Below are 22,427 nucleotides of genomic sequence, written 5' to 3'. Positions count from 1 at the left end.
AGTAATTCTAATTACGGGTGCAATAGAATGCCTTCTTATTTAGACGACCTCATAAAGAAAGCAAAGAAAGCAAAAGAGGAAGAATTAGAAGAAGAGAAAACAAAGGGCAGGCCAAAAAAAGAATTGAGTTATGAGGAATTAAAAAAGAAAATAATAATTGAAAAGCCTGCAAGGGAAAAGCCTGAAAGAATTGAGGAGGAAGAAAAAGAGGAAAGAAAGGGAAAAGAAGTGAGGGAGGAAAGGGAAAGAAAAGAAAAGGAAAAGCAGAGCAGAAAAGAAAGGATTGAAAGAAGGGAAGAAGAAGAGGAATTATCTTTTGTTGAAGCCGAATTAGAGCAGTCAAAAAAGGAATTGATTGACTCTTACGGGGAAGTAAAAATTTACAGGGTGCCCGAAAAAGAATTATTATACTATATCATCCCTGTGAGCAAGCCTGCATTAGGGGAAAGGACAATCATAAGCACAATAAAGGAGGCTGCCACAAGGATAATAAGCATTGCCCCCTACAAGATAAGGGACCCAGAACAAAGAAGGACAGTATACAAGCAGAAGATAATTGAAATACTGCAGTCTTCCCAGGAACTCAATATCCCTGAAAGAAGATTCGATTTTTACGCTGAGGCTGTCGTAAGGGAAATGGTTGGGTACGGAATGATTGACCCCCTTGTAAGGGATGACAAGCTCGAGGAAATAATGGTGATAGGGTCAAAAAAGCCTGTTTATGTTTTCCACAGAAAATATGAGATGATGGTCACAAACATTGAGTTCCTCTCAGACAACGAAATAATTGACTTAATCAATAGGATTGCAAGAGAGGTTGGGAGAAGGGTTGACATTTCTGCTCCTTTGCTTGACGCAAGGCTTGCTGACGGAAGCAGGGTGAACGCAACAATTCCTCCAGCATCAATTTCTGGCGCTTCCCTCACAATAAGAAAATTCAGGGAAGACCCTTACTCTGTTGTTGATTTAATCAATTATAATACAATGGACGTTCCTGCAGCAGCATTCTTATGGCTCTGCGTTGACGGCTTGGGCGTAAAGCCTGCAAATATTCTGATTACAGGAGGGACAGGCTCAGGAAAGACAACAACATTGAATGTGCTTGCATCCTTTATTCCTGAAAGAGAAAGGATAGTGACAATTGAAGATAGTGTTGACGGAGAAGAAGAAATAATTGTATTCAAAGACAATAAACCCAGAAAAATCAGGATTGGAGAATTAATAGACAAAAAAATAGAAGAAAACGGCTGCAGTTATTCTTTTGCAGGCCATGAAAGAAGCTTTAATTTTGAGGGCATTGAAACCATTTGTTTCGATGAAAATGGAAAAATTAAAAAGGCAGCAATTGACTCTTTCGTCAGGCATAAAACCAACAAAAACATGTATGAAATTGTTTTCAGGAGCGGAAAAAAAATAAAGGTAACACAAGACCACTCGCTTTTTTCTTTAAATGAAGAAGCAAAAATTGCTCCCATTAAAACAAGCAGCTTAAAGCAAGGCAGTTTTGTGGCCGCCCCAAGAAAACTTTTTGACTGTGAACCAATAAAAGAAATTAACCTGCTTGAACATATGGGCAAACTCGAAAAGTGCTTTGTTGTAGGGCAGTCCCTTCAAGAAAAAATAAAAAAAATTGGGTTTTTAGAGCTTGAAAAATACAGCAAAGGCACAACAGGCAAAGGCAGAAAATGCTCTGTAAGCCAATGGAAGAAAAAAGGAATAATAAAAATTGAATTATTCAAAAAGCTTTGCGAGAAAGGCTTAATTGATTTAAATGATACCAAAGAAATTTTCATTAAATCCAAAGTTAACTCAAGAAAGATTCCGGCAGCAATGAAAATAGACGAAGTTTTTCTTGAATTCATCGGGTTATGGATTGCTGACGGCTGCTATGACAAAAACAGCATTATAATTTCAGCCAATGAAAAAGAAATTGAACAAGTAATAAAAGAGATTGCCGAAAGGTTTAGCACTGAACCCAAAATTCATTCAGACAAATTCAGCTTTATGATTAATTCAAGCACACTAAAAAAAATAATGGCTGAAGTATTGGGATTAAAAGGAAACTCTTTCACTAAAAAAATTCCTGATTGGATGCACGCTTTAAGCAACCAGCAGACAAGCTGTCTTTTAAGAGGATACTTTTCCGGCGATGGCACAATAGGAAAAAACGAGATTGAATGGACTTCATGCTCTGAACAGTTAATGAAAGACATCCAGATAATGCTTTTAAGAATAGGAATAATGCCGAGAAGTGCTACAAAAAGATACTTGAAAGATAAATCGTTCAAAGGAAGAATTTCGTCGCACAGCCAAATACTACTGTTCATGGAAAAGATTGGCTTCATCCAAGAAGAAAAAAATAAGCGGGCTTTTGAAATTGCATTAAAAGGAAAAGCCACTCACGACTCAACAGATTTAATTCCCCTTCCAATGCTTTTCCTTCAAAGCAAAAGGCACGAGCTTAAACTACAGCACGAGTATTATTCAGGGCATTCAGTGATGGGAAGAAGATTTGTGCAGAAAATAATGTCAGCACACGAAAACAAAGAATTAGAATGGCTTGCAAACTCTGACATCTTCTGGGATCAAGTAAAAGAAGTAAGGCTTCTGCCAAAAAAAGAAATATTCGTGTATGATCTGTCAGTTCCAAAATACGAAAACTTTGTTTGCTCAAATATTTTTGTTCATAATACAGCAGAATTAAACCTTCCCTTAAAGCATATTATAAGCTTGGAGGCAAGGCCTCCTGGATTAGAGGGAACCGGAGAAATAACATTGGATGTGCTCACAAAAAATTCTCTTAGAATGAGGCCTGACAGGATAATTGTAGGAGAGGTAAGGCATGATGAAGCATTCACCTTATTCACTGCAATGAACACAGGCCATGACGGCGCAATAATGGAAAATTCTTTGATTCAAATGGCTGATGGGAGCATTCAAAGAATAGAAGAGTTAAGCCAAAAATATTTTGGTGAAAGTGAAATAAAGAAGGAAAAAGGCTTTGAATTTGTTGAATTAAAAGAAAAGCCTTCAATTATTGCGGTAGACAAAACTGACTTAAAGGAAAAAGAGGCTTTAATTGAAAGGATTTGGAGGAGAAACATTAAAACAGAATCAGTTGAAATTAAAATGGCTTCAGGAAAAGAGATTAAGTTATCTTCAGATCACCCAATTTTCAGGATAAAAGACGGTTTTCTGGAGCAAGTTCACTGCTCTGAATGCGAGAAGGGGGACTACATAGCTTCAATCAATTCGATTTGTTTGAGGGGAGAAAAACAAGACGAAGAAATGGCTTATGCTGTAGGATTAATTTTAGGTGACGGCCATTTAAGAGGAGACAGAATTGAATTTGTAAATAATGAAATAAAACTGCACAAAAAATTCAATGAAATAATTGAAAAAGAGTTCCATGCAAGGATAAAAACTTCCAGGAAGAAAAACGAAAATACTTTCAGGAGCTTAATAAACTCTGTTGAATTAAGCAGAAAACTTAATTCAACTTATGAAATTCCTTTCGGGAACAAGACAAGAATATTTAATGTTCCCAAAATAATAGAAAAATCTGGCAATAATGTTGTTTCATCTTTTCTAAGAGGACTATTTGACTGCGAAGGAAGCGTATCAAGGCACAGGTCAACAATATTCTTTTCAACATCAAATAAAAACTTGCGCAATAAAATTCCTTTGCTTTTAAGCAGGTTTGGAATACATTCAAGGATTAATATGCAAGAAAAAGACGGAAAAGGGAATTGGAGGCCCTATTACAGGATAACAGTTAGCGGTCAGAAAAACCTTGAAAAATTCAATGAAGGCATTGGATTTAGCCATCCAAAAAAAACTGAAAGGCTTGGAAGAATAATAGGAAAAAAAGACAACACAAATGTTGATGTAATTCCTTCAGCAGGAAAGATTATTGCTTCAATAAGGAAAAGATTGGGGGTGAGCCAGAAAGAGCTCGCCAAAAAATGCTTTGGAAGCAAAACAAGAAGCACAATAAATGCAATTGAGTGCAACAAAAGAATGCCTTCAAAAAGCGCAGTAAAAAAAATCAATTCTTTTTTTATAAACAAATTCAACGAGAAAATTAAGAATGAAAATAATAATTATTTAAGTGAAACAAGAAAACTGATGCTGCACTTGAATTCTGTTTCAAGCGAAAGTATTTTCTGGGATAAAATAAAAAAAATAAAAGGAAAAGAAAGCACTAAAACATTCTATGATTTTACTTTAAGCAATTATCACACTTACATCGCAAACGGCTTAATGGTTTCAAACTGCCTTGGAACAATCCACGCCAATTCGCCCCAGGAGACTATTGTGAGGATTACAAGCCCCCCGATGAATGTGCCTGAGGTAATGCTCTCTGGGCTGGATTTGATAATTGTAGAGCACAGGATTCACGACAGAAAGAAAGGCACTATAAGAAGGTTCACTGAAATTGCTGAAGTAACAGGAGTGCTTGAAGGAAAAACTACAACGCAGAGCTTGTATGAAAGGGATCCAGTCAATGATCTTCTTAAGCAGACTAATGTTCAAAGCGAATACTTAAAAACTTTAATGAAGTTTACTGGTTATACAAGAAAACAATTAGACCAGGAATTGAAGGAAAGAGAGAGCGTCCTCAAAAGGCTTGTTTCAAAAAAGATCAGGGCTTTGCCTGAGGTAGCAAAGGAAATACAAAAATTTTTGTTGAGCAGGAGAGAGAATTAAAATGCCTACCAGAATAGAAGAATTAAGGAAAGTAATTGAGGAAAAAAAGGAAAAGAAGGAGCAGGCGCAGGCGTACGAATCAGTGAACATGGAGCAGGTAGACAGAATTGTAGACAAAATGAAGAGAAAGTATTCAGAGGAAGGGATTGAATTAGAGGAAGTGGGGGGAAGACTGAAAGAATTAAGGGGAATTATTGCTGAAGGAAAGCAGGCGCAGCTTGAAGTGCAGACCGTGGAAGACCTTAAAGGGTTCAGGAGCCCTTTAATCAGGGACCTTGGAAAGTTTTATCTTGCTTTAAGGGCAATCACAAGGCCTATTGATGCATTCATTCAAAAATTCCCTCAAGTAAAAGAATTGAATTTCTATCTTTACAGCGCAAACATGAAGTATTCAGGGAAACAATTCATGGCAATAACTTCTGCAGCAGCATTGATTATGTTCATTATAAGCGGTCTGCTTTTCAGCATTATATTTACATTGCTTCCAATCAATGTAATTCTAAAAGTACTGCTCATAATCCTCTCTACCTTTATGGTAACAATTATAACGATTGTGGTTTGCTTTATGATTCCAAAAAGGAAAGCGCAAATGAGGGGCGACAATATAAGCAAGGAACTGCCTTTCGCTTTAAGGCACATGGCAACAGAATTAAAGGCAGGAATAGGCCTTTACAGGACAATCCAGACAATTGCTGTAGCAGATTACGGGGAATTAAGCGAAGAATTCGCTAGAACTATAACAGAAATAGAAGAAGGCACTGACACAAAGCTTGCCTTAAGGCACTTCGCTCTAAGGACCCAGTCAAAAGCATTAAGGAATTCATTAATTCACATTATAAGGGCATTAAAGACAGGAGGCAATCTCTCTGAAATAATGAATGACATTGCAAACGACGTAAGCTTTGAGTTAAGGGTAAAGATAAGGGATTTCGCCGAAAAAATGAACTTCTTTGGAGTAATATTCATTTACATGGCGATAGTTATTCCAGTGTTTGTTGCAATATTAGGGGGCGTTCATACAACACCCACACAGACAGGGACAAGCATTTTCGCTGCAATTCCATTAGACCCCCCAATGGTTGCTGCCTTTTACTTGCTTTTCATGCCAATGATGTTATTGTATTTGATAATTTTTATTAGCATGTCTCAGCCGAAGGTGTAAAAAAAATGCAGAAATTAAGATTGTACCAGCAGATTTCCTTTTTGAGGGACTCAAAAAGGCTTAAGACTTACGAAAAATACTTGGAGGACATGAACCTGAAAGTAGACCCTTTACTCTGGATAATCATTTCAGCTGTAATCGCTGCAGTTGCGTCAGCCCTCACCTACCTTTTGCTCACTGTAATGAACTTAATTGGGGTAGCATACATTCTCATCTTCGTAATATTTATTGTAATAATAGACTTGATGTTAGGCTATCCGGTAATCAAGGGCGCGCAAAGAATAACAGAAATTGAAGCAGACCTGCCTGAAGCATTAAAGCAGATTGCAGACATTCTAAGGGCTGGAGGAACATATGAATATGCGTTAAGGGAGATTGCCACCTCGGATTTCGGGCCCCTAACAAAAGAGATTGGCAATGTGCTCAGGAAACTGGAGGAGGGAGAGAATTTTGAGAACTCTCTTCTCACGCTTTCAAGGAATGTTGATTCAAGGCTCGTGAAAAGATGCGTTACCATAATTATTGATTCAGTTAAGGCTGGGGCAGGCCTTGCAGACGTATTAGATGAAATAGCTGAAGATATTAGGGACACTAACAGGATTCACCATGAAAGGAGAAGCAGGACCTTAATGCAGGTTCTCTTTATGATTGTTGCTGCTGCCATTGTAACCCCGTTCATTTTCGGGCTTGTTTCAACCATAGTTGCTTTCCTTATAAGTTCTGCTGCGACTTTGGGTGGGGTTCCGGCAGATGTTGCAGCAAAGGCAGAGAACGACAAAAACATTATTCTGCTGTTGCTTCAAATTTATATTTTCGTTGCAATTCTTGCTTCAAGCATTATGATTTCCTTGATGAGGGAAGGCAAAAAAAGCAAAAGTATTATATATCTGCCAGTTCTTTTATTTATAGCGTACATAGTTTACTTTGCAGCAAAAATCATTTCAGAAATATTATTGAGCGGAGTAGGCGGAACAATTTAAATAAAACAGGTGGAATGAAAATGAACTTCCTAAAAGAGCAGAAAGCCCAGACGGCAATTGAAACCCTGCTTATAATAGTGGCAGCGGTGGTAGTAGCAATAATTGTGGGGGCATACCTTAAGACATTTCCGGGCAGAGTGGAAAACGAAATAAATAACCCTTAACCCTCAAAAAAAGGATTCCAAAGCAAAAACTTTTTAAAGGGGCAGAGCTATTATTAATATCAATTATTTTAATTCCAAAAAAAAGGAGGGATAAAGTAATGGAGAACAAAGCACAAGGAGCACTAGAATACCTACTACTAATAGGAGGAGCAGTACTCATAGCAGCAATAGTAATAGTAATATTAACATCATTAGGAAGCTCAGGATCCTCAACAAATGCAGCAGGGGTATACCACACAAGATGGAACGCGCTATACGGCAAAGCATAAAAAAAGGTTTTAAGATGGAATCAAAAGCACAAGGAGCACTAGAATACCTACTACTAATAGGAGGAGCAGTACTCATAGCAGCAATAGTAATAGTAATACTCACCGGCGCAGTAAATCCAGGGGCAGCCAATAATGCATCAGGGGTATACCACACAAGATGGAACGCGCTATATAATACATTATAAATTATTACAAAGTAAAGAGGAAAGTTGATGAATTCAAAGGCTCAGGCAGCACTTGAGTATTTGCTATTGTTAGGGGCTGCAGTACTGTTGGCAGCAATTGTGGTAGTGGTATTAGGCGGTCTTGCTGACCCCACAAAAAACGCAGCTACAAACAAACTGAATCAATTCCTCAATCAAATCTGAATTAAGGAAGAGCCTTTTATGGAAGAAAAAGCCCAGGTTTCAATTGAATACTTGCTGTCTGTCCTTTTTGGTATTGTGCTAGTGCTTGCTGCAGCAATTTTGCTGGACAATCTAAGAGTGCAGTCTCAGACTGCCAGAGCAAAGATTTTAGATTACAGGGAAAGAACCATTAGTTCCTTAATAGAATAAGGGGGATTAAATATTTTTTTCCCTCCTTTTTTGTTTTCTTTTTCTTATTTTTTTATTGCATTAATTGCATTAATTATTGCTTCTTATACTGACCTTAAAGAAAGGATTGTAAGCAATAAACTCTCTTATGGAATGATTGTTTTAGGTTTAGGATTGCATGCATTGCAGGCTTTTTATTTTTTTGATGCAATAATCTTGTTGGTTTCAGCAATTATTACTGCTGTTACTTTTGCTTGTGCTTATGGTTTATGGAAGCTTGGGGTTTGGGCTGGAGGCGACGTAAAGCTTTTCACAGGAATAGCGGCTTTAATGCCCTTGAATTTCCCTGCTTTCAGCGAACTTCTAGGCATAAAATTCTCTTTGTTTTCTTCAGTAAGCCTTCCAATTTTTCCTTTAACCCTTTTCATTTTCAGCATTTTTTCAATGGTTCCTTATGGAGCCTTTCTTGCACTAAATGGAATCAAGAAAAACAATGAAATCAAAAAAAAAATAAAGGAAGACTTTAAGGTTAAATTATTCCAGTCTTTCCAGGGGGCTGCATTAATTGTTGGATTGAATGCAGTCATTTCACTTTATCTGAAAGACTTGTTATTGCAGGCAGTTTTAATTTTTATTTTGTTGATTGTAAGCGGATTAATAAATAGGAGAGTCCGCTTGATTTTGTCTGTTGTCATATTCTTTTATGCTTTAGGAAGCAATTTGGTTCCATCTATTCTTAACTTCGTTTACTTATTTGCTTTATTCATTGGAGTCTATGCCTTATTCAAATTGTTTGCAATAAGCAGGAGCGAGGTACTAAAAAAGAAGGTTAAGGTTTCAGAGCTTGAAGAAGGAATGGTTCCAGACAAGTCAATTTATGTTGTTGACGGAAAAATAGTTGAGCAAGAACCCTTAAATTTCAAAAAGATTATTAATTATGTTAAAGCAAGAAACCTTCCAGCTCTTTTAGGTCCATTAAAGCCCCAAGGAAAAGAGATTGTTAGCGCACACAGAGCCGGGGGGCTTACAATAGAAGAAATAAGCGAATTAAAAAAATTAGCCAAAGAAAAAAAGTTGGGTGAAGAGATTACAGTAAAGATTACTGCCCCAATGGTTCCAGCAGTACTGATAGCATTCATTTTATTGGGTTTTGTTGGAGATTTATTATGGGGGTTGTTATTTTTTGGTTAGACAGAAGGTAGAACGGTGAAATAACTTGAAAGTATCTGTGATAATTCCAACTTATAATGAAGGCTTAAATATAAAAATATTGATCCCAAAAATATTTGAAGAATTAAATAAATTGGGAGTTAAGGGGGAATTAATAATTGTTGATGATAATTCAAGCGATAACACTAAAATAACAGCAAAAGAAATGCAAAAGAGATTTAAGGAATTAAAAATGATTTACAGAGAAAAAAAGCTTGGGATTGGTTCAGCATACAGAAGGGGTGTCAAAGAGGCTTCGGGGGATATCATTGTTTTAATGGATGGTGATTTATCGCATGACCCGAAATACTTAGAAAAAATTATCCCTGAATTTAATAATGGTGGTGTAGATTTAGTGGTTGGGTCAAGGTATGTTAAAGGAGGGAAAATTGTTGGGTGGGGCTGGCAAAGACATCTCACTAGCAGTGTTGCTAATAGGCTGTCAAGGTTATTTTTAGGTATTCCAATAAGGGATCTTACCTCAGGCTACAGGGGATTCAAAAAAGAATTAATAAGAAAAATAAATTTTGATAAAATTCAATCAAATGGTTATTCTTTCATTTTAGAAACAAATTTTTTGGCCTGTGAAAGTAAGGCAAAAATAAAAGAAATACCTATTATTTTTTGGCAACGTTCTCAAGGAAAATCAAAACTTGGAAGAAAAGAATTTTTAAAATACTTGATTACAATCTTACGTTTATTTTTTTCGAGAATCTGATTTTATTCAATAAAAAAATTGCTTAATTATCTTCAAGATTAAACTTTGGTTTTATTGATTCTCTAATAAACAATAGACTTCCAGCCAAGGCTATCAGAAAGTAACCTGAAAAAAGATAAATCAAAGAAAAAGAAACAGCTTGTTCTTTGCTTAATGCAACAAAGCCAAATAGAAAGATTAAGGCGGCATCTCTCGTTCCAATACCTGAAATAGAAATGGGGATTATGTCAACTAAATTAATTATCGGAATTATTAACGCAATAAAAAGAAAGCTTGTTTGAATGTTCAAAGACAAGGCAATCAAATAACCTGCAATCATTGAGAGAAACCAAATTAGAAAAGTAAAAATGAAAGCAGAAACTAAATATTTTGGCTTCTTAATGGAAATATTTAAACTATTATAAAATGAATCGAAATTCAAACTAATTTTTTTCTTATAACTTTCTGGAATAAAAAAGCCAAAAAAAGGTTTCAATATTTTTTTTACTAACTTTTTTTTAAAGAAAAAAATAATGATAACCAATGCAACAAATAAGGCTCCCAACAAAATAGGAATGAAAATTAGCACTAAATTAAAATAAAAAGAAAAAAGCAATATTGCCAGTGCCCCTAAAAATAATAAAACAAGTACATCAAGTACTCTGTCAATAAAAACCGTTGAAAAAGATTTTCCCAGATTTTTCAAATCTTTATTCAAATAAAAAGCCCTTACAAACTCGCCAATCCTGCCGGGGGTAATAACACTCCAAAAAAAACCAACAAGAAAATATTTAACACAAAAAAATATAGACTTGTTTTTTCCAAGAGGCAAAATTAAAATTTTCCACTTCAATCCCTTAATAATTACAATAAAAGCATTTAACACTAAATAAAGTAAAAAAAAGAATAAATTCATTTTAAAAATATAAGAGATTGATGTAAATATATTTAATTTTAACAGAATGTAAATAAAGAGTGCCAACCCAATTAAAACGAAAAATCCTTTTCTGAGAAAAAACATTTAATTATTCCCCAGATTAATTACCTTATATAAGCAGGCATTATTAATTTTTTCTATTTTATGTAAGCCACAATATTTTAAAATTGAACACTTGTTATCAACCGTAATTATCTCAACTGCCCCAACTTTATCCATTGCTTCATTTATTGGGGGGCAATCATTTTTATCAATTGAGTCAAACAATTTATATCTGTAATTTCTCGCTTTCTCAGATTCTTCTTGAGGGAACCATCCAAAAGGTGTTTTTAGGTCATACAAGACAGCAGCTGGACCATAAATTGAAAATTCATCAATATAATACCCAACAAAAACAAATGGGGCATCAACTTTTTTGAGTAGAAGAAGTTGCGGGTCATTTTTTTCAAATGTTGGGATTTTAGTAGAATATGGCATAATCAAAATAGAATAAACCAACAACAAAATTAATATCAGTGTAACAATTGACCTTGCCATTAATTTGGTATCTATTTTAAAAATTATTAGTAAAATCATAAAAATAAAAAAAATATGGTAAGATAAAGGATAAGGATTATTTAAAATTGGAATAAATGCAATTAACTTAGTGATGCACAAAATTGACAATACAATAACTGGCAAAAAGAAACTATTTTCCTTTGGAAATTTTTTTAGATAAAAAAACAGTATTATAAGGAAAAACAGGGGGAGAATAAAAAAGAATAAGTTTTCTCTTAATATAAGTTTTTCAGAATAAAAAGCCATTGCTTCCCATATAATCTCGTAAATTCTATCCCAAAAAGTAGCTTTACTAAAAATAAAAGGATGCCACCAAAAAGAAGTTAACAGAAAACTGAAAGCAATTAACAACACTGCATAAATTCGTTCAAAAAAGTTTTGTTTGTATAAAATGAATCCAAACAATAAAAACAGAGAAAAGCTCAGTATGGCAGGGTGGGTCAAAATAATAAGTGAACATAGTGGAACTAAAAATAAAAACGTCTTATCCAATTTTCTGTTTTTATAATAGTAAAGAAAGCAAATAAGAATTATGAATAAAACCCATGCAAAAAGTTCTGTTATTCTACCAAAATAAAAAAAGCTTTCAACTGCAATAGGGTTAGCAAAAAATATCCCTGCAAAAAGGGCAGTATTAACTTTAGAAAGTTTTAAAATTTTACCCATCCAATAAACGGAAATTAAACCTAAAACATAAATTGAAATAATAGAAAAATAAAAAGCAAGTTGAAGGTTTCCCAACAATTTATAGAAAAGTATTGAATAAAAATAGAATCCTGGGGGATAATGTTGAAATAGGATAAATCCGTCATACCAATTTGGAACTAACTCATGAAAGCCGTATTTCGAAAAGAAAAAAAGTTTGGCCAAATGAACTGAATAATCTTCTTTTGGAAATAAAAATATAATGTGCGCTAAATCTATTAATTTAAAAATAAGTATTGATAAAAAAAAAGTTGCAAGAAATACAAACAACAACTGAAATTTAATGTTGTTTCTTTTGTACATAAAGTTGCTCTGCTTTTAATATTATCTCCCAGTTATTATTTAATGGTTTTTTTGTGATGGCATAATCTGCTTCGTTCAAATCTCTTGCTCTAATGTTTTTTGTGAATATAAGCATTTCTCTTAAAACAATTATGTTTGTATATACCCTTGAGTTTTCAGGGATGCCCCCCGCAATTTTTTCAACCTTAAGTGCTGTCCAGGATGTTGCATGTGCCCCCGCATCAAAATAGGCTCTTGAGAAAAATATTAAATTAAATAATAGCAGTAAAAGAAAAAAGCCAACCAACAATTTTTTCTTGGAGTTCTTTGAGTATAATGCTTGTAATTTAGGCAGATAATACTCGAATGCTGTTGCCCCCAAAATAACAGCGGGGAGTAAAATATAACTGATTCTTATGGGATGCAAAAAATATAAAGGCAATAACATAAGAAACCAAGTTAGCTCAATCTTTTCTTTTATTATTTTTTTTCTTGAAAAAGCAAGCAGTAAACCAATTAATGTTAAAGAACCTAAATATAACCACAAAGGTAACTCTAGAATAGAAGGCGTGTTAAACGAAAAAGCAAAAGGAAGGCTTTTGCTGAAAGGGTTTATTAGAAAAATAAAAGACAAAAAAATTGCAGCGAATAAAAAAACTTTCTTTATTTTGTCTATTTTTATAAATAGGAGTATCACAAAAATAAACCAGATTGCAGTAAGCCAATGGAACATAATTAAAAAAATAAAACTAAAAAATAACAAAGAAAATTTATTTTTTTTTGCAGCCCAAAGGGAGACCAAAAGCAAGGAAAATTCGAGCATTTGTGGGAAAATTATGGTCATACTGTGCCAAAAGGCAGGTGCAGATATAAGGATTAAAGCGCTGTAGAATTTGAATTCCTTTGCTAGAATAATTATTAAAAGCGCAAAAAAAATGAAAATTATTATTTTTATTAAAATTATCCAGTCCATGTTTGTTAAAAGTTTTAATGAAACAAGCAATGCATGAATACCTGGATAATAATTGTAGAGCTGATTTCTCCACTCATCCCACACAAAAAAACCTTTGTTTTCATAAATATTTTTGCTCATGGCCAAATGAAACCAAGGGTCTTCCCCCAAAGGATATTCTTCTACCGAGGTCTTAACAAAAAAAAACAAATATAACGAGAGTGACAGCAAAAATAAAAAAATAAAAAATAAAAAAATTGTATTTGTTTTTTTATTAATTTTCATTAAAACCGCTCGAATGTTTTATACAATAAATATATGGTAATATTATTAATACCTTAATTAATATTAGTTTTCGGAATATGAAATATAAGAAGTTGGTTAATTAATTTTAGCCATCAATCAAAGCATTATTTGTTCCATGCACCTGAAACTTCTTTTTTTAGGTTTTTTAACCCTTCATTGGTTCCTGCCATGCGGATTTTTTGCTTTTTTAGTTTGGATATATTAAGAGAAGAATTCTGAGGCCTTTTTGCAATTTCTCCAGGAATTCTTTCTGAAAATATGATTTTGGAGCTGTCTAAACCAAAAACTTTTGAGATTCTTCGGGCAAAATCAAGCCTTGAAATCGCTTCAGAACCTACGCAATGATATGTTCCATTACAATTCTTTTCTAGCAAAGAATAAATTGAAAGCGAAAGGCCGTCAATAAAGGTTGGAGAGGTAATCTGGCTTGTAATGTAAATATTAGAACCTTCTGATAGCTTTTGCACCACAAACCTCGCAAAAGTGTTCTTGTCATCAATGGAATTAAAGCCGTAAAGCGTTGAAGTCCTAATTATTAAATGGTCCGGCAAAGACCTGGCAATTTTTTCTGCTTGAACCTTTGTTTTTCCATAATAGTTTACTGGATTTATTGGAGAATTTTCCTTGTAATTGCCTTTATTTCCGTCAAAAACGTAATCAGTGGAAAGGAAGACAAGCTTGCATTTTATTTTATCACAGGCTTCAGCAGCATTCTTTACGCCTTTTACATTAACCTTATAGGCTTCTTTCGGGTGTGTTTCGCAGAAATCAACATTTGAAGTTGAGGCTGTGAGTATCAAGTTTTCCGGCTTTAATTTTTTTATTAAATTAATTGTTGGGGCTCTCTTTGTTATATCGCAGACTGCATTGCAGCCCCATTCAATTCCAGCAGAAGCTATTGAAACATTTTTATCTGAAAAGACTTTGAGTAATTTTGTTCCAAGGAAGCCTTTTCCAATCAATAAGGTTTTTCCTATTTCGCTAATGGTTCTCACACTACCCAAATTTTGTTTCCCAGTCATAAGGGATTTTTTTGGAGTTATAAGGAAGCCTGAATTCATCAGGCTTCTTGTAGTTATAAAGCTTGTTCGGAAAATTAATAATCATTGCTTCCTTGTTTCCTATTGCCTTAAAGCCGTGGACAACCTTTTTAGGTATTTTAATCAGGACATTATTTTTTTCTCCTGCAAAAAATTCATTGATTTCCTTGTAAGTTTTTGATTCCTTTCTGTTGTCGTACAAGACAATTTTTGCCATTCCCTTAATGCAAACAAAAAAGTCGTCTTGTTTTTTGTGGTAATGCCATGCCTTCACTATGCCGGGATAGGCGACTATTATATATGCCTGGCCGAATTCCTCAAACAGGAGATCATCAGAGCGAAGCAATTCCATTAGGTAGCCTCTTTCATCTGCAATGACCTTCAACTGCTTTACTTGAACGCCTTCAATCATTTTTTTACCCCGAAAAAGATTTGTGTGCAATCTATTTTATTTCTTTCCTAAAAGCAGTGGAATTCGCAAGCTTTAAAAAAGCTATTTGGGCATTAAAAAATATACGATGAAAGAACTGATTTTCAGTGGAATAAAACTTGACTTAGACTTTTTTCTTAAAGTTTTGATTATAGCAAATTTTTTGATTATTTTCTCGCTCTTATTTATTCATCAAATACCTGAGTATTTTTACTCCTATGACACCCCGACTCATTTTAAGTGGATTGAAATGACATTCTCTCCGACCTAAAGGCTCGCCCTTGCGGGGCGAGGTCGCCTGCGGGCGACTCGAAGTTTCTGCGATTAGAGGAAGTTTGAAAGCATTGTTTGATTTGCTTGCTTTTCAACGTAATCTATCGTTGTTTCCAAGTCAACATTTCCAACTGTTCTCGCAAACTTTCCTGGACTCCAAAAATGCCCTTTAGGATATCTTTTCCGAAACAGTGGTTGCCTTCTGAACAACTCATAACTTGAACCGCCTTTAAATAACTGTAATGCTTTTGACTGAGAAATGCAAGGCCTAGTGCTTACAACAACATGAGTGTGCTCAGGGTTTACAGCCAAACTCAAAATCAGCATTTCATGCCTTTTGGCTATTTCTCTCAAGATTTCTTCATACATTTTTTTATACTTGTCTTTCCTTAACATATTGTATCTGTATTTAGTGCACCACTGCAAGTGGTAAACGCACTGCGCTTTTGCGTACGGATAGCTATTCAAAACATCGCGATTCATAAAAAGTTCTCCTATCGAGCCATCAAAGAGTGCCCGTTAGGGCACTGCGCTCGATAGAAGAAATAAGTGGGAAGTAAAAGAAAAAGTTTTGTGTCGCAATTCACCCCGCACTAAAAGTGCGGTCCGCTAACGCAGATTTCTTGCGACACTTGGTGGACATTAAAATTATTATATATGTACAGAAAGAAAATGCTCTATTTTTCTTCTCTTATTAATCCATTCTTTAAATCGGGGGATATGGAATATTCTTCTTTCACAAAAAAATGGACTTCAACATCGCGCTATTCTTTCCCTAACGAGGAAATAGCAAAGGTTTTGTGGAACTTAGGGATAAGGAAATAATTAATTTTTTGCAGAGCATTTTTTTAAGGGTAGAGATAATTTTATTAATCTCTTTGCTGTTAATAGTTTGGGTTTAAATGAAATTGAGGAAAACGAGAGGCCAGGCATCTGTAGAGTTCATGCTGTTGATTGTGCTTATACTGTTTTATATTACGAGCATTGTTTCGCCGAGCCTTGACACTGGAACAAAGTCCTTGCAGGACACCACAAGGATTGGGGCAGCAAGGCTTTCAACGCAGAAGGTCGTGAATGCAGTTGACTACATTGGCGCTTTAACTGGAGAGGCAAAAACCACTGTTAACGTGTTTATTCCTGACAGGACTGCAATCTACTGCGACCCCAACAATCCTGTTGGAGCCCTCATAGGATTCAATGCAGATGTAGACATGAATACCACTGCATGCGGGATTGACGGCAGTCCTTTGAATTGCGACAAAAACTTTTATTTAGCCAAAAACGTAAAGCTTAAATGCAATTGGCCCATAAAAAACGGTTTAGGGCAGATTGATTATAACAGCGGCACTAACCCTATAAGGGTTGTGGTAGAGAAGAAAGGCGACGGCTATGTTTATGTTTCATCATAGCAAAGGCCAGTCAAGCATGGAAATGCTCTTGGTTACAGTTGCAGTGATTTCAATCTCCATTTATATTTTGGGGAACTACCTGGACTTAAATGATTCGACTTTTGCCATTGCAATGCTTAAAGCTGACTCAGTGCAGAAATTGAACGACCTGAATTCATATTATGTTATAAGGAAGATTGATTTCGTGCAGGCTCCAGTAATGGGAAGCAGCAGGTTTGACGGAAACTTTAATATAATTACCGCGCCTGCCACTTTGGGGTATATTGATTTGAGCGATGCAGGGAACAGAATTAAAGACAGAACTAAAATCAACCCGATAATTTTTGTTAATAACAACAAGGTTTACCCTTACCCGTGAATTTTTATGCCTAAAAAGGAATTAAGCGAAAAAAGTTTCGGCAAGACAAATTTTGCTGTCCTCCAATTGCAGGTTGCAGTAGTATTAATGCTTTTGGCCTTGTTTTTCCAGGATATTGTTGGAGTTGAATTTGTTGCAGGGGTAGAACTGATTCTTTCAGTTTACTTCTTTTTTGTTCTGTTTATGGCAAGAAAGGATTTTTTGGGCGAATGGAAGCTGTTGGCATTATTCTTTTGCGTTATTTACGCAATAATTCAGGCTTACTGGATTTCAAGGTATTTTGTCAGAGGGGCAGAGGAAAGAATTAACATTGCCTTTTTTCTTTTATTGGCTTTGTTTGCTTTCGTTATTTTCTTCAGGGTTCTTTTAGGCAGAGGCTTTGTTTTTGGCAAAGTACTTTCAAGCGATGGAAGAATTACTGTTGTAGAAACTTTTTTTGATGTGAGAACCTTCTCCAAAGGCGGAAGGCATGTCATTGAAACAGAAAAGAATTTCAGGGAAGGAAAGAAAGTAAAATTAAAGGTCAAGAATGCTTTCTTCGGCATGAAAATTGACTCAATAATCGATTGACTTCGTTGAATGCCGTACGGAAAACTTTTTTTTGTTTTCTTTCTCAAAAGGATTTCATGGAGTTTGATGACGCTTTTATCTCAAGGATTGCATTGGCTGTATCTCTTGCTGGATTGTGCGGCCTGATTTTTTTGTCTTTGAGCGAAGAAAAAGAATTCAAGAAGATTGAATTGAGTGAAGTTCCCTTGTTGCATGAGGGCTCAAAGGTTGAGGTTCAGGCTTTTGTTGCGGGCTTTTCTGTGAGTGAAAGAAATCTTTTTGTTGTGCTTGAGGACGGCGCAACAAAATTGAATGCAGTGAAATTCAATTTCAGTTCCTCTGACTTGGAGTTTCTAGAGGAAGGAAAAATGGTTTCAGTTAAGGGAATTGCAAGGGATTATAAGGGAGAAAAAGAATTGGTTGTACAAAATTTTTTTGGCGGTTAATTATGCTTGAAGTATTATTTGTTCTTTTAGGCTGCATTGCAGGAATCCTTTCAGGGTTAACCCCGGGAATTCATATTAACACTATTTCTTTGGTTGTACTGGCTTTTGCTGCGCAGGGCAGTGAAGGCTTCAGTTTTGTTTTGTTTATTGTTTCAATGGCTGTCATGCATTCATTTGTGGATTTTATTCCCTCTATTGTTTTAGGAGCCCCAGAACAGGATAATTTCCTTTCAGTGCTTCCAGGACACAGAATGCTGTTAAAGGGAAAAGGCTATCTGGCTGTAAAGCTTTGCTTGGTTGGAGGCCTTTTCGGGGCAATCATCTCATTGGCTTTGAGCCCTTTTGTATTGCTTTTTGTTTACAGTTTTAATGAATTGATTTATTCCTCGATTGCATTCGTGCTTTTTTTTGTGCTGCTGTTAATGATTTTAGGGGGAAGAAACAATAAGGAAAGGTTTTGGGCTTTAATTGTTATGATTCTTTCAGGGGCTCTTGGAGTGATTGTGCTCAAGAATTTTGTTGCTGTTGGGAATGGCCTGTTTGCTTTGGTTACAGGCTTCTTTGGATTGCCTACAATTGTTTATTCCTTGAAGCAGAAGAATTGTATTGCAGGCCAGAGGTTAAAGGAAAGCAAATTCAGTTTGAGCAAATGCTTTAAGGCTTCTTCTCTTGGCTTTCTTGGAGGAATTTTTGTTTCATTGTTTCCTGCTGTGAGTTCAAGCGAGGCAGCCTTTGTTTTAAGGAAATTTTACGGTAGGGTGAAAACGACTTTTTATTTGGTTCTGCTGGGCGCAATAAGCACTTCGAGTATTATACTCGCATTTTTTGTCCTGTATTCTATTGGGAAGGCCAGGACTGGCGCAGCAGCTGCAGTAAAGCAGTTGATTGTGTTAAGGGAAAGCCATCTCTTTTTCATTTTTGCTGCAGCAGTTTTTTCTGCTGGGGCTGGATTTATTATTTCGGACCTTATTGCAAGGAAGGCCTTGGAGAACCTGCATAAAGTGAATTACAGCAAACTGAATTTTGTTGTCATATCATTTCTTTTTTTGATTACTTTTTATTTCAGCGGCTTTCTGGGATTAATTGTTATGTGCACTGCTGCAGGCATTGGATTGCTTTCGATTTCGAGGAATACAAAAAGGTCTAATTCAATGGCTTTCCTGCTCATTCCAACGCTATTGTTTTATTTGGGTTTTTAGGGAATTTTTGATATGATAATTTATGATTAAGATAAGGCTGGCTGTAATTGAGTCAATTGTTATGGCTTCGCAGAATACCTTTCCTGACGAGTTCATTTCATTGCTGGGGGTTGACAGGGAAGGAATAATTTCAGAGCTTGTGGTTCTGCCTGCTGTTTTCGGAAGCAACTTTTCTTCTGTGCGCATGGATTTAGTGCCTTTTGACAGGAAGGTTATAGGCTCAATTCATTCACATCCCTCGCACAATAACAGGCCTTCGCAGGGCGACCTGCACGTCTTCAGCAGGATGGGAAAAGTGCATTTTATTATCTGCATGCCGTTTAATTTAAATTCTCTGAAGGCGTACAATGTTAAAGGCTTAGAGCTTCCTTTTGAAGTAATAGAGTGAATAAAAAAAATGATTTCAAATTCAAAAAAAAATTTGAAAGTTTCAAAGCAAGCTTTGAAAATTTTCAAGCAAAGCTTGAAACATATTTAAATTTTAGGAGAAAATTTAAATGAGAAAAATTTTTGTTGTAATTGACGGCTTGGGGGACAAGAGAATAAAGGGCTTGGGAAACAGGACGCCCTTGGAGTACGCCAATACCCCTAACATGGATTTTTTTGCTGAAAAGGGGGCTAACGGAAGAATTATTACAGTAAGAAAAGATATTGCCCCTGAATCAGATGTAGCAATAATGGCCTTACTTGGCTTTGACCCCTTCAAGTATCACTGCGGCAGAGGTCCATTAGAGGCTTACGGTTGCGGAATGAAGGTAAGAGAAGGAGACTTATGTCTTAGGGCGAATTTTGCTTCAGTTGAAGGAAACAAAATAATTGACAGGAGGGCTGGAAGGGCTTTAAGCACCAAAGAGGCAACCATCCTTTCAAAGGAACTGAACAGCAAAATTAAATTGAAGGAAAGATTTGAGTTCAGGAATTCAGTAGAACACAGGGGGGCATTAATCATAAGGAAAGGAAAAAAGAGATTAAGCGATGAAATCTCTAATACTGACCCCGCATATGAAAGGGTGAAGGGATTGGGCGTTGCTTCATCGAAAAAATTGAATGAATTAATTGAATGCAGGCCATTGAACAAAAGCAGCGAGGCAAAATACAGCGCTGAACTGGTGAATGATTTTTCTTTTCAGGCAGAAAATATTTTGGGCCAGAGTTCAGTGAACAAAAAGAGAATTAAAAACAGAAAAATGCCTGCAAATTACGTTTTGTTGAGGGATGCTGGAATCAGGTTGCCGGAGTTTCCTTGGAGTAGAAGGAAGTGGGCCTCAATTGCAGGAATGCCTTTAGAAATAGCCTTAACTGAATTGACTGGAATGAAGGTTTTCTCTTTCAGGTATCCTGAATTAAAGCCGAAACAGGAATTGTACGAAAACCTTTTGGAGAAGCTTTCTGCAACTGCAAATGCATCAAAGAAAACTATTTCAAGGGAATGGAATAATTTCGATGGATTTTACGTGCACTTCAAAGAAACAGACATCCCAGGCCATGACGGTTTAAGTGAAGAAAAAATTAAGATGATTGAATTGATTGACAGGGAGTTTTTTTCTTGGATGAAAAAGAAGGTTGGCTTAGGCAAAGACAGGGTTATTGTGACTGCAGACCATTGCACTCCATGCGAGCTAAGGAATCATTCCGCTGATGCTGTTCCAGTGCTCATTGCAGGGAAAGGAGTAGAAGCAGATTCAACAAAAGAATTCTCTGAATTCAATAAAGGGCGTTTGGGTTTAATTAAGGGGAAAAACTTATTTGGTTTAATTGAAAAACTCAAAATTTGAATTAAAAAAAAAATTTAACGCTAATTTTAAATATCTTAGAACTAATATAAGTATGATGAACAGAAAAGGGCAGATAACTTTAGATTTTTTGCTTGCCTTGGTTGGCGCCATAGTGTTTATCCAGATATTTCAGACTTACTCAAACGAGTTCACTACTGCGAGCAGGACTATTGGAATATCAAACCAGGGCGAGGCAATAATTTCAGATTTAGGGCAGATAACCCAATTAAGCCTTGCATTCAAGGACGGCAACATTAACATTCTTGCAGGAATTCCTTTTGTTTATGATGTCAACAAGCTGACAGGCCAGGACTGCACTGTAAGCTTTGTAGACCAAGGCGCTGGAAGCAATCCAAGATATTTCGTATACTTTTATTACCTTAAACCAGACTTTAATTCAGTGGTAATAAAAAAAGACTTAAATTTCATGCCTTTGGCTTTAAAAGACCAGAACTTTTACTGTGGGAGCGATTTCAATTTAGGTGAAAAATAATGAAAGGGCAATTAATTTCACTGGACTTCCTTCTCTCTTTAATTCTTGTGGTTTTCTCTATAGGGATTGTGCTTCAAATAATGGAATTAACAACTTACACAGCAAAAGAGGACAAACTGCAGAGGGAAGTCCAGTATGCAGGAGAAAGGGCAGCATTCCTCCTGGCAACAAACCCAAATATAACCTGTGACCTGGCTGACGTGAGAGACTTTAATATTGTTCTTGGAAGTCTGAGGAACTGCCTGACAAAAGTAGTGCAAAAAAAAATATTGGAAGGCTATACTATTTTTCCCCCTTACAATTATAATGAATTAAGGGAACTTAAGCTTGCCAAGCCAGTGAGAAAAAGCGATCTCGGATTGCCTGACTACTTTGACTGCAAGATAAGCGTCACAGGCGGCCTTGATTTATCGCAGACAAACCCAGACCTCTTTTTGACGGAATGCAAAGACGCATCAGGCGCGATTCCCTCAACTGCAACAAATGTTTATTCAGCTGACTTCAATGTGGTATTTCATGGAAGCTCAGTGAATGATGCATTATATCCTGCAAGAAAAGCCATGACCTCTTTTGTGAGGAAAGACGAGTATTACGCGTGCCAGGACAGGAATTTTTCTGTTTGCGACATGAATGTCGCATTAATTAAGTTGTGGGTGTGGAAGAAATGAATTCGAAAGGCATGATTTTTTCTTTGGATGCAATGTTTGCAGTAATCATAATCATGGCGGGCACAATTCTCTTTGCAATACAGTACAATTCAGAGGAAGCAAAATCCCAGAATTTAAGGTATCTCGTCCAAGACGTTCAAGGAAGAGCAATGGTTGCAGCATACTTCGACTGGAATGCCTCAAATGTGGGATTATATGACACGAACGCCTTTTTTGTAGGAAAAACTTACGCTTACTGTTATTCGCTTTTTAATGCAGACGTGAATGCCCCTCTTGGGCAGAATCCATTAATAGAGAAAAAGTATTGTGGTGGAAGATGA

General features: G+C 35.9%; 27 protein-coding genes. 21 read left to right on the top strand and 6 right to left on the bottom strand.

The window, feature by feature from the left end; all coding sequences use genetic code 11:
- The first annotated feature begins 27 nt into the window (after positions 1 to 27).
- The 10 genes from AB1467_00580 (at position 28) to AB1467_00535 (ending at position 9,748) form a co-directional block, all read left to right on the top strand.
- On the top strand, positions 28 to 4,710 hold the full coding sequence (locus tag AB1467_00580; protein MEW6294777.1) for an ATPase, T2SS/T4P/T4SS family: 4,683 nt from the start codon (positions 28 to 30) through the stop codon (positions 4,708 to 4,710).
- Between the two features lies 1 nt (position 4,711).
- Positions 4,712 to 5,872 carry a type II secretion system F family protein gene (locus AB1467_00575; GenBank protein MEW6294776.1) on the top strand — a complete coding sequence of 387 codons (1,161 nt, stop codon included), beginning with the start codon at positions 4,712 to 4,714 and terminating at the stop codon, positions 5,870 to 5,872.
- A 5-nt stretch (positions 5,873 to 5,877) separates the two neighbouring features.
- Positions 5,878 to 6,852 (top strand): type II secretion system F family protein, encoded by a 975-nt coding sequence (locus AB1467_00570; protein ID MEW6294775.1) that lies wholly within the window; start codon positions 5,878 to 5,880, stop codon positions 6,850 to 6,852.
- Between the two features lie 20 nt (positions 6,853 to 6,872).
- Complete coding sequence (locus AB1467_00565) at positions 6,873 to 7,016, top strand: class III signal peptide-containing protein (protein ID MEW6294774.1); 144 nt, start codon at positions 6,873 to 6,875, stop codon at positions 7,014 to 7,016.
- Positions 7,017 to 7,114: 98 nt separating this feature from the next.
- The gene (locus AB1467_00560; protein ID MEW6294773.1) at positions 7,115 to 7,285 is read left to right on the top strand and encodes a class III signal peptide-containing protein; all 171 of its coding nucleotides are present in this window, start codon (positions 7,115 to 7,117) and stop codon (positions 7,283 to 7,285) included.
- 14 nt (positions 7,286 to 7,299) lie between these two features.
- Complete coding sequence (locus tag AB1467_00555; GenBank protein MEW6294772.1) at positions 7,300 to 7,470, top strand: class III signal peptide-containing protein; 171 nt, start codon at positions 7,300 to 7,302, stop codon at positions 7,468 to 7,470.
- Positions 7,471 to 7,497: 27 nt separating this feature from the next.
- On the top strand, positions 7,498 to 7,653 hold the full coding sequence (locus AB1467_00550; GenBank protein ID MEW6294771.1) for a class III signal peptide-containing protein: 156 nt from the start codon (positions 7,498 to 7,500) through the stop codon (positions 7,651 to 7,653).
- Between the two features lie 18 nt (positions 7,654 to 7,671).
- A complete protein-coding gene (locus AB1467_00545) occupies positions 7,672 to 7,842 on the top strand; it encodes a hypothetical protein (protein ID MEW6294770.1) in 171 nt (56 codons plus the stop codon).
- Positions 7,843 to 7,872: 30 nt separating this feature from the next.
- Positions 7,873 to 9,012: an A24 family peptidase C-terminal domain-containing protein gene (locus AB1467_00540; protein MEW6294769.1), complete on the top strand. Its 1,140-nt coding sequence runs from the start codon at positions 7,873 to 7,875 to the stop codon at positions 9,010 to 9,012.
- 25 nt (positions 9,013 to 9,037) lie between these two features.
- A complete protein-coding gene (locus tag AB1467_00535) occupies positions 9,038 to 9,748 on the top strand; it encodes a polyprenol monophosphomannose synthase (protein ID MEW6294768.1) in 711 nt (236 codons plus the stop codon).
- Between the two features lie 22 nt (positions 9,749 to 9,770).
- Here AB1467_00535 and AB1467_00530 read toward each other — a convergent pair whose 3' ends face one another.
- From AB1467_00530 to tnpA, 6 genes are all read right to left on the bottom strand, one after another.
- Entirely contained in the window at positions 9,771 to 10,748 is a 978-nt protein-coding gene (locus AB1467_00530) for a lysylphosphatidylglycerol synthase transmembrane domain-containing protein (GenBank protein ID MEW6294767.1), read from the bottom strand.
- Entirely contained in the window at positions 10,749 to 12,230 is a 1,482-nt protein-coding gene (locus AB1467_00525; protein ID MEW6294766.1) for a 6-pyruvoyl-tetrahydropterin synthase-related protein, read from the bottom strand.
- Complete coding sequence (locus AB1467_00520) at positions 12,208 to 12,657, bottom strand: hypothetical protein (protein ID MEW6294765.1); 450 nt, start codon at positions 12,655 to 12,657, stop codon at positions 12,208 to 12,210. Before AB1467_00520 ends, AB1467_00525 begins: the two co-directional genes overlap by 23 nt.
- Positions 12,658 to 13,571: 914 nt before the next feature.
- Complete coding sequence (locus AB1467_00515; protein MEW6294764.1) at positions 13,572 to 14,462, bottom strand: NAD(P)-dependent oxidoreductase; 891 nt, start codon at positions 14,460 to 14,462, stop codon at positions 13,572 to 13,574.
- A gap of 1 nt (position 14,463) precedes the next feature.
- On the bottom strand, positions 14,464 to 14,919 hold the full coding sequence (locus AB1467_00510; GenBank protein ID MEW6294763.1) for a dTDP-4-dehydrorhamnose 3,5-epimerase family protein: 456 nt from the start codon (positions 14,917 to 14,919) through the stop codon (positions 14,464 to 14,466).
- 342 nt (positions 14,920 to 15,261) lie between these two features.
- Complete coding sequence (tnpA, locus tag AB1467_00505; GenBank protein MEW6294762.1) at positions 15,262 to 15,693, bottom strand: IS200/IS605 family transposase; 432 nt, start codon at positions 15,691 to 15,693, stop codon at positions 15,262 to 15,264.
- Positions 15,694 to 15,867: 174 nt separating this feature from the next.
- Here tnpA and AB1467_00500 point away from each other — a divergent pair, with 174 nt between their 5' ends.
- The 11 genes from AB1467_00500 (at position 15,868) to AB1467_00450 (ending at position 22,427) form a co-directional block, all read left to right on the top strand.
- Positions 15,868 to 16,035: a hypothetical protein gene (locus tag AB1467_00500; protein MEW6294761.1), complete on the top strand. Its 168-nt coding sequence runs from the start codon at positions 15,868 to 15,870 to the stop codon at positions 16,033 to 16,035.
- 77 nt (positions 16,036 to 16,112) lie between these two features.
- The gene (locus AB1467_00495; protein MEW6294760.1) at positions 16,113 to 16,619 is read left to right on the top strand and encodes a hypothetical protein; all 507 of its coding nucleotides are present in this window, start codon (positions 16,113 to 16,115) and stop codon (positions 16,617 to 16,619) included.
- Positions 16,600 to 16,977, top strand: coding sequence for a hypothetical protein (locus tag AB1467_00490; GenBank protein MEW6294759.1), 378 nt, complete (start codon positions 16,600 to 16,602; stop codon positions 16,975 to 16,977). Before AB1467_00495 ends, AB1467_00490 begins: the two co-directional genes overlap by 20 nt.
- Positions 16,978 to 16,983: 6 nt before the next feature.
- Positions 16,984 to 17,547 (top strand): DUF2101 family protein, encoded by a 564-nt coding sequence (locus tag AB1467_00485; GenBank protein ID MEW6294758.1) that lies wholly within the window; start codon positions 16,984 to 16,986, stop codon positions 17,545 to 17,547.
- Positions 17,548 to 17,603: 56 nt separating this feature from the next.
- On the top strand, positions 17,604 to 17,972 hold the full coding sequence (locus AB1467_00480; GenBank protein MEW6294757.1) for an OB-fold nucleic acid binding domain-containing protein: 369 nt from the start codon (positions 17,604 to 17,606) through the stop codon (positions 17,970 to 17,972).
- A gap of 2 nt (positions 17,973 to 17,974) precedes the next feature.
- Complete coding sequence (locus AB1467_00475; GenBank protein ID MEW6294756.1) at positions 17,975 to 19,171, top strand: tripartite tricarboxylate transporter permease; 1,197 nt, start codon at positions 17,975 to 17,977, stop codon at positions 19,169 to 19,171.
- Positions 19,172 to 19,193: 22 nt separating this feature from the next.
- Complete coding sequence (locus AB1467_00470) at positions 19,194 to 19,559, top strand: Mov34/MPN/PAD-1 family protein (protein ID MEW6294755.1); 366 nt, start codon at positions 19,194 to 19,196, stop codon at positions 19,557 to 19,559.
- 109 nt (positions 19,560 to 19,668) lie between these two features.
- Positions 19,669 to 20,946 (top strand): alkaline phosphatase family protein, encoded by a 1,278-nt coding sequence (locus AB1467_00465; GenBank protein ID MEW6294754.1) that lies wholly within the window; start codon positions 19,669 to 19,671, stop codon positions 20,944 to 20,946.
- 55 nt (positions 20,947 to 21,001) lie between these two features.
- Positions 21,002 to 21,439: a hypothetical protein gene (locus tag AB1467_00460; protein MEW6294753.1), complete on the top strand. Its 438-nt coding sequence runs from the start codon at positions 21,002 to 21,004 to the stop codon at positions 21,437 to 21,439.
- On the top strand, positions 21,439 to 22,107 hold the full coding sequence (locus AB1467_00455) for a hypothetical protein (GenBank protein MEW6294752.1): 669 nt from the start codon (positions 21,439 to 21,441) through the stop codon (positions 22,105 to 22,107). The genes AB1467_00460 and AB1467_00455 overlap by 1 nt, the downstream gene beginning before the upstream one ends.
- Positions 22,104 to 22,427 carry a hypothetical protein gene (locus tag AB1467_00450; GenBank protein ID MEW6294751.1) on the top strand — a complete coding sequence of 108 codons (324 nt, stop codon included), beginning with the start codon at positions 22,104 to 22,106 and terminating at the stop codon, positions 22,425 to 22,427. The genes AB1467_00455 and AB1467_00450 overlap by 4 nt, the downstream gene beginning before the upstream one ends.

The sequence above is a fragment of the Candidatus Diapherotrites archaeon genome (assembly GCA_040755695.1).
GTDB lineage: Archaea > Iainarchaeota > Iainarchaeia > Iainarchaeales > 1-14-0-10-31-34 > JBFMAK01.
This window is presented reverse-complemented; position numbering and strand designations above follow the sequence as displayed.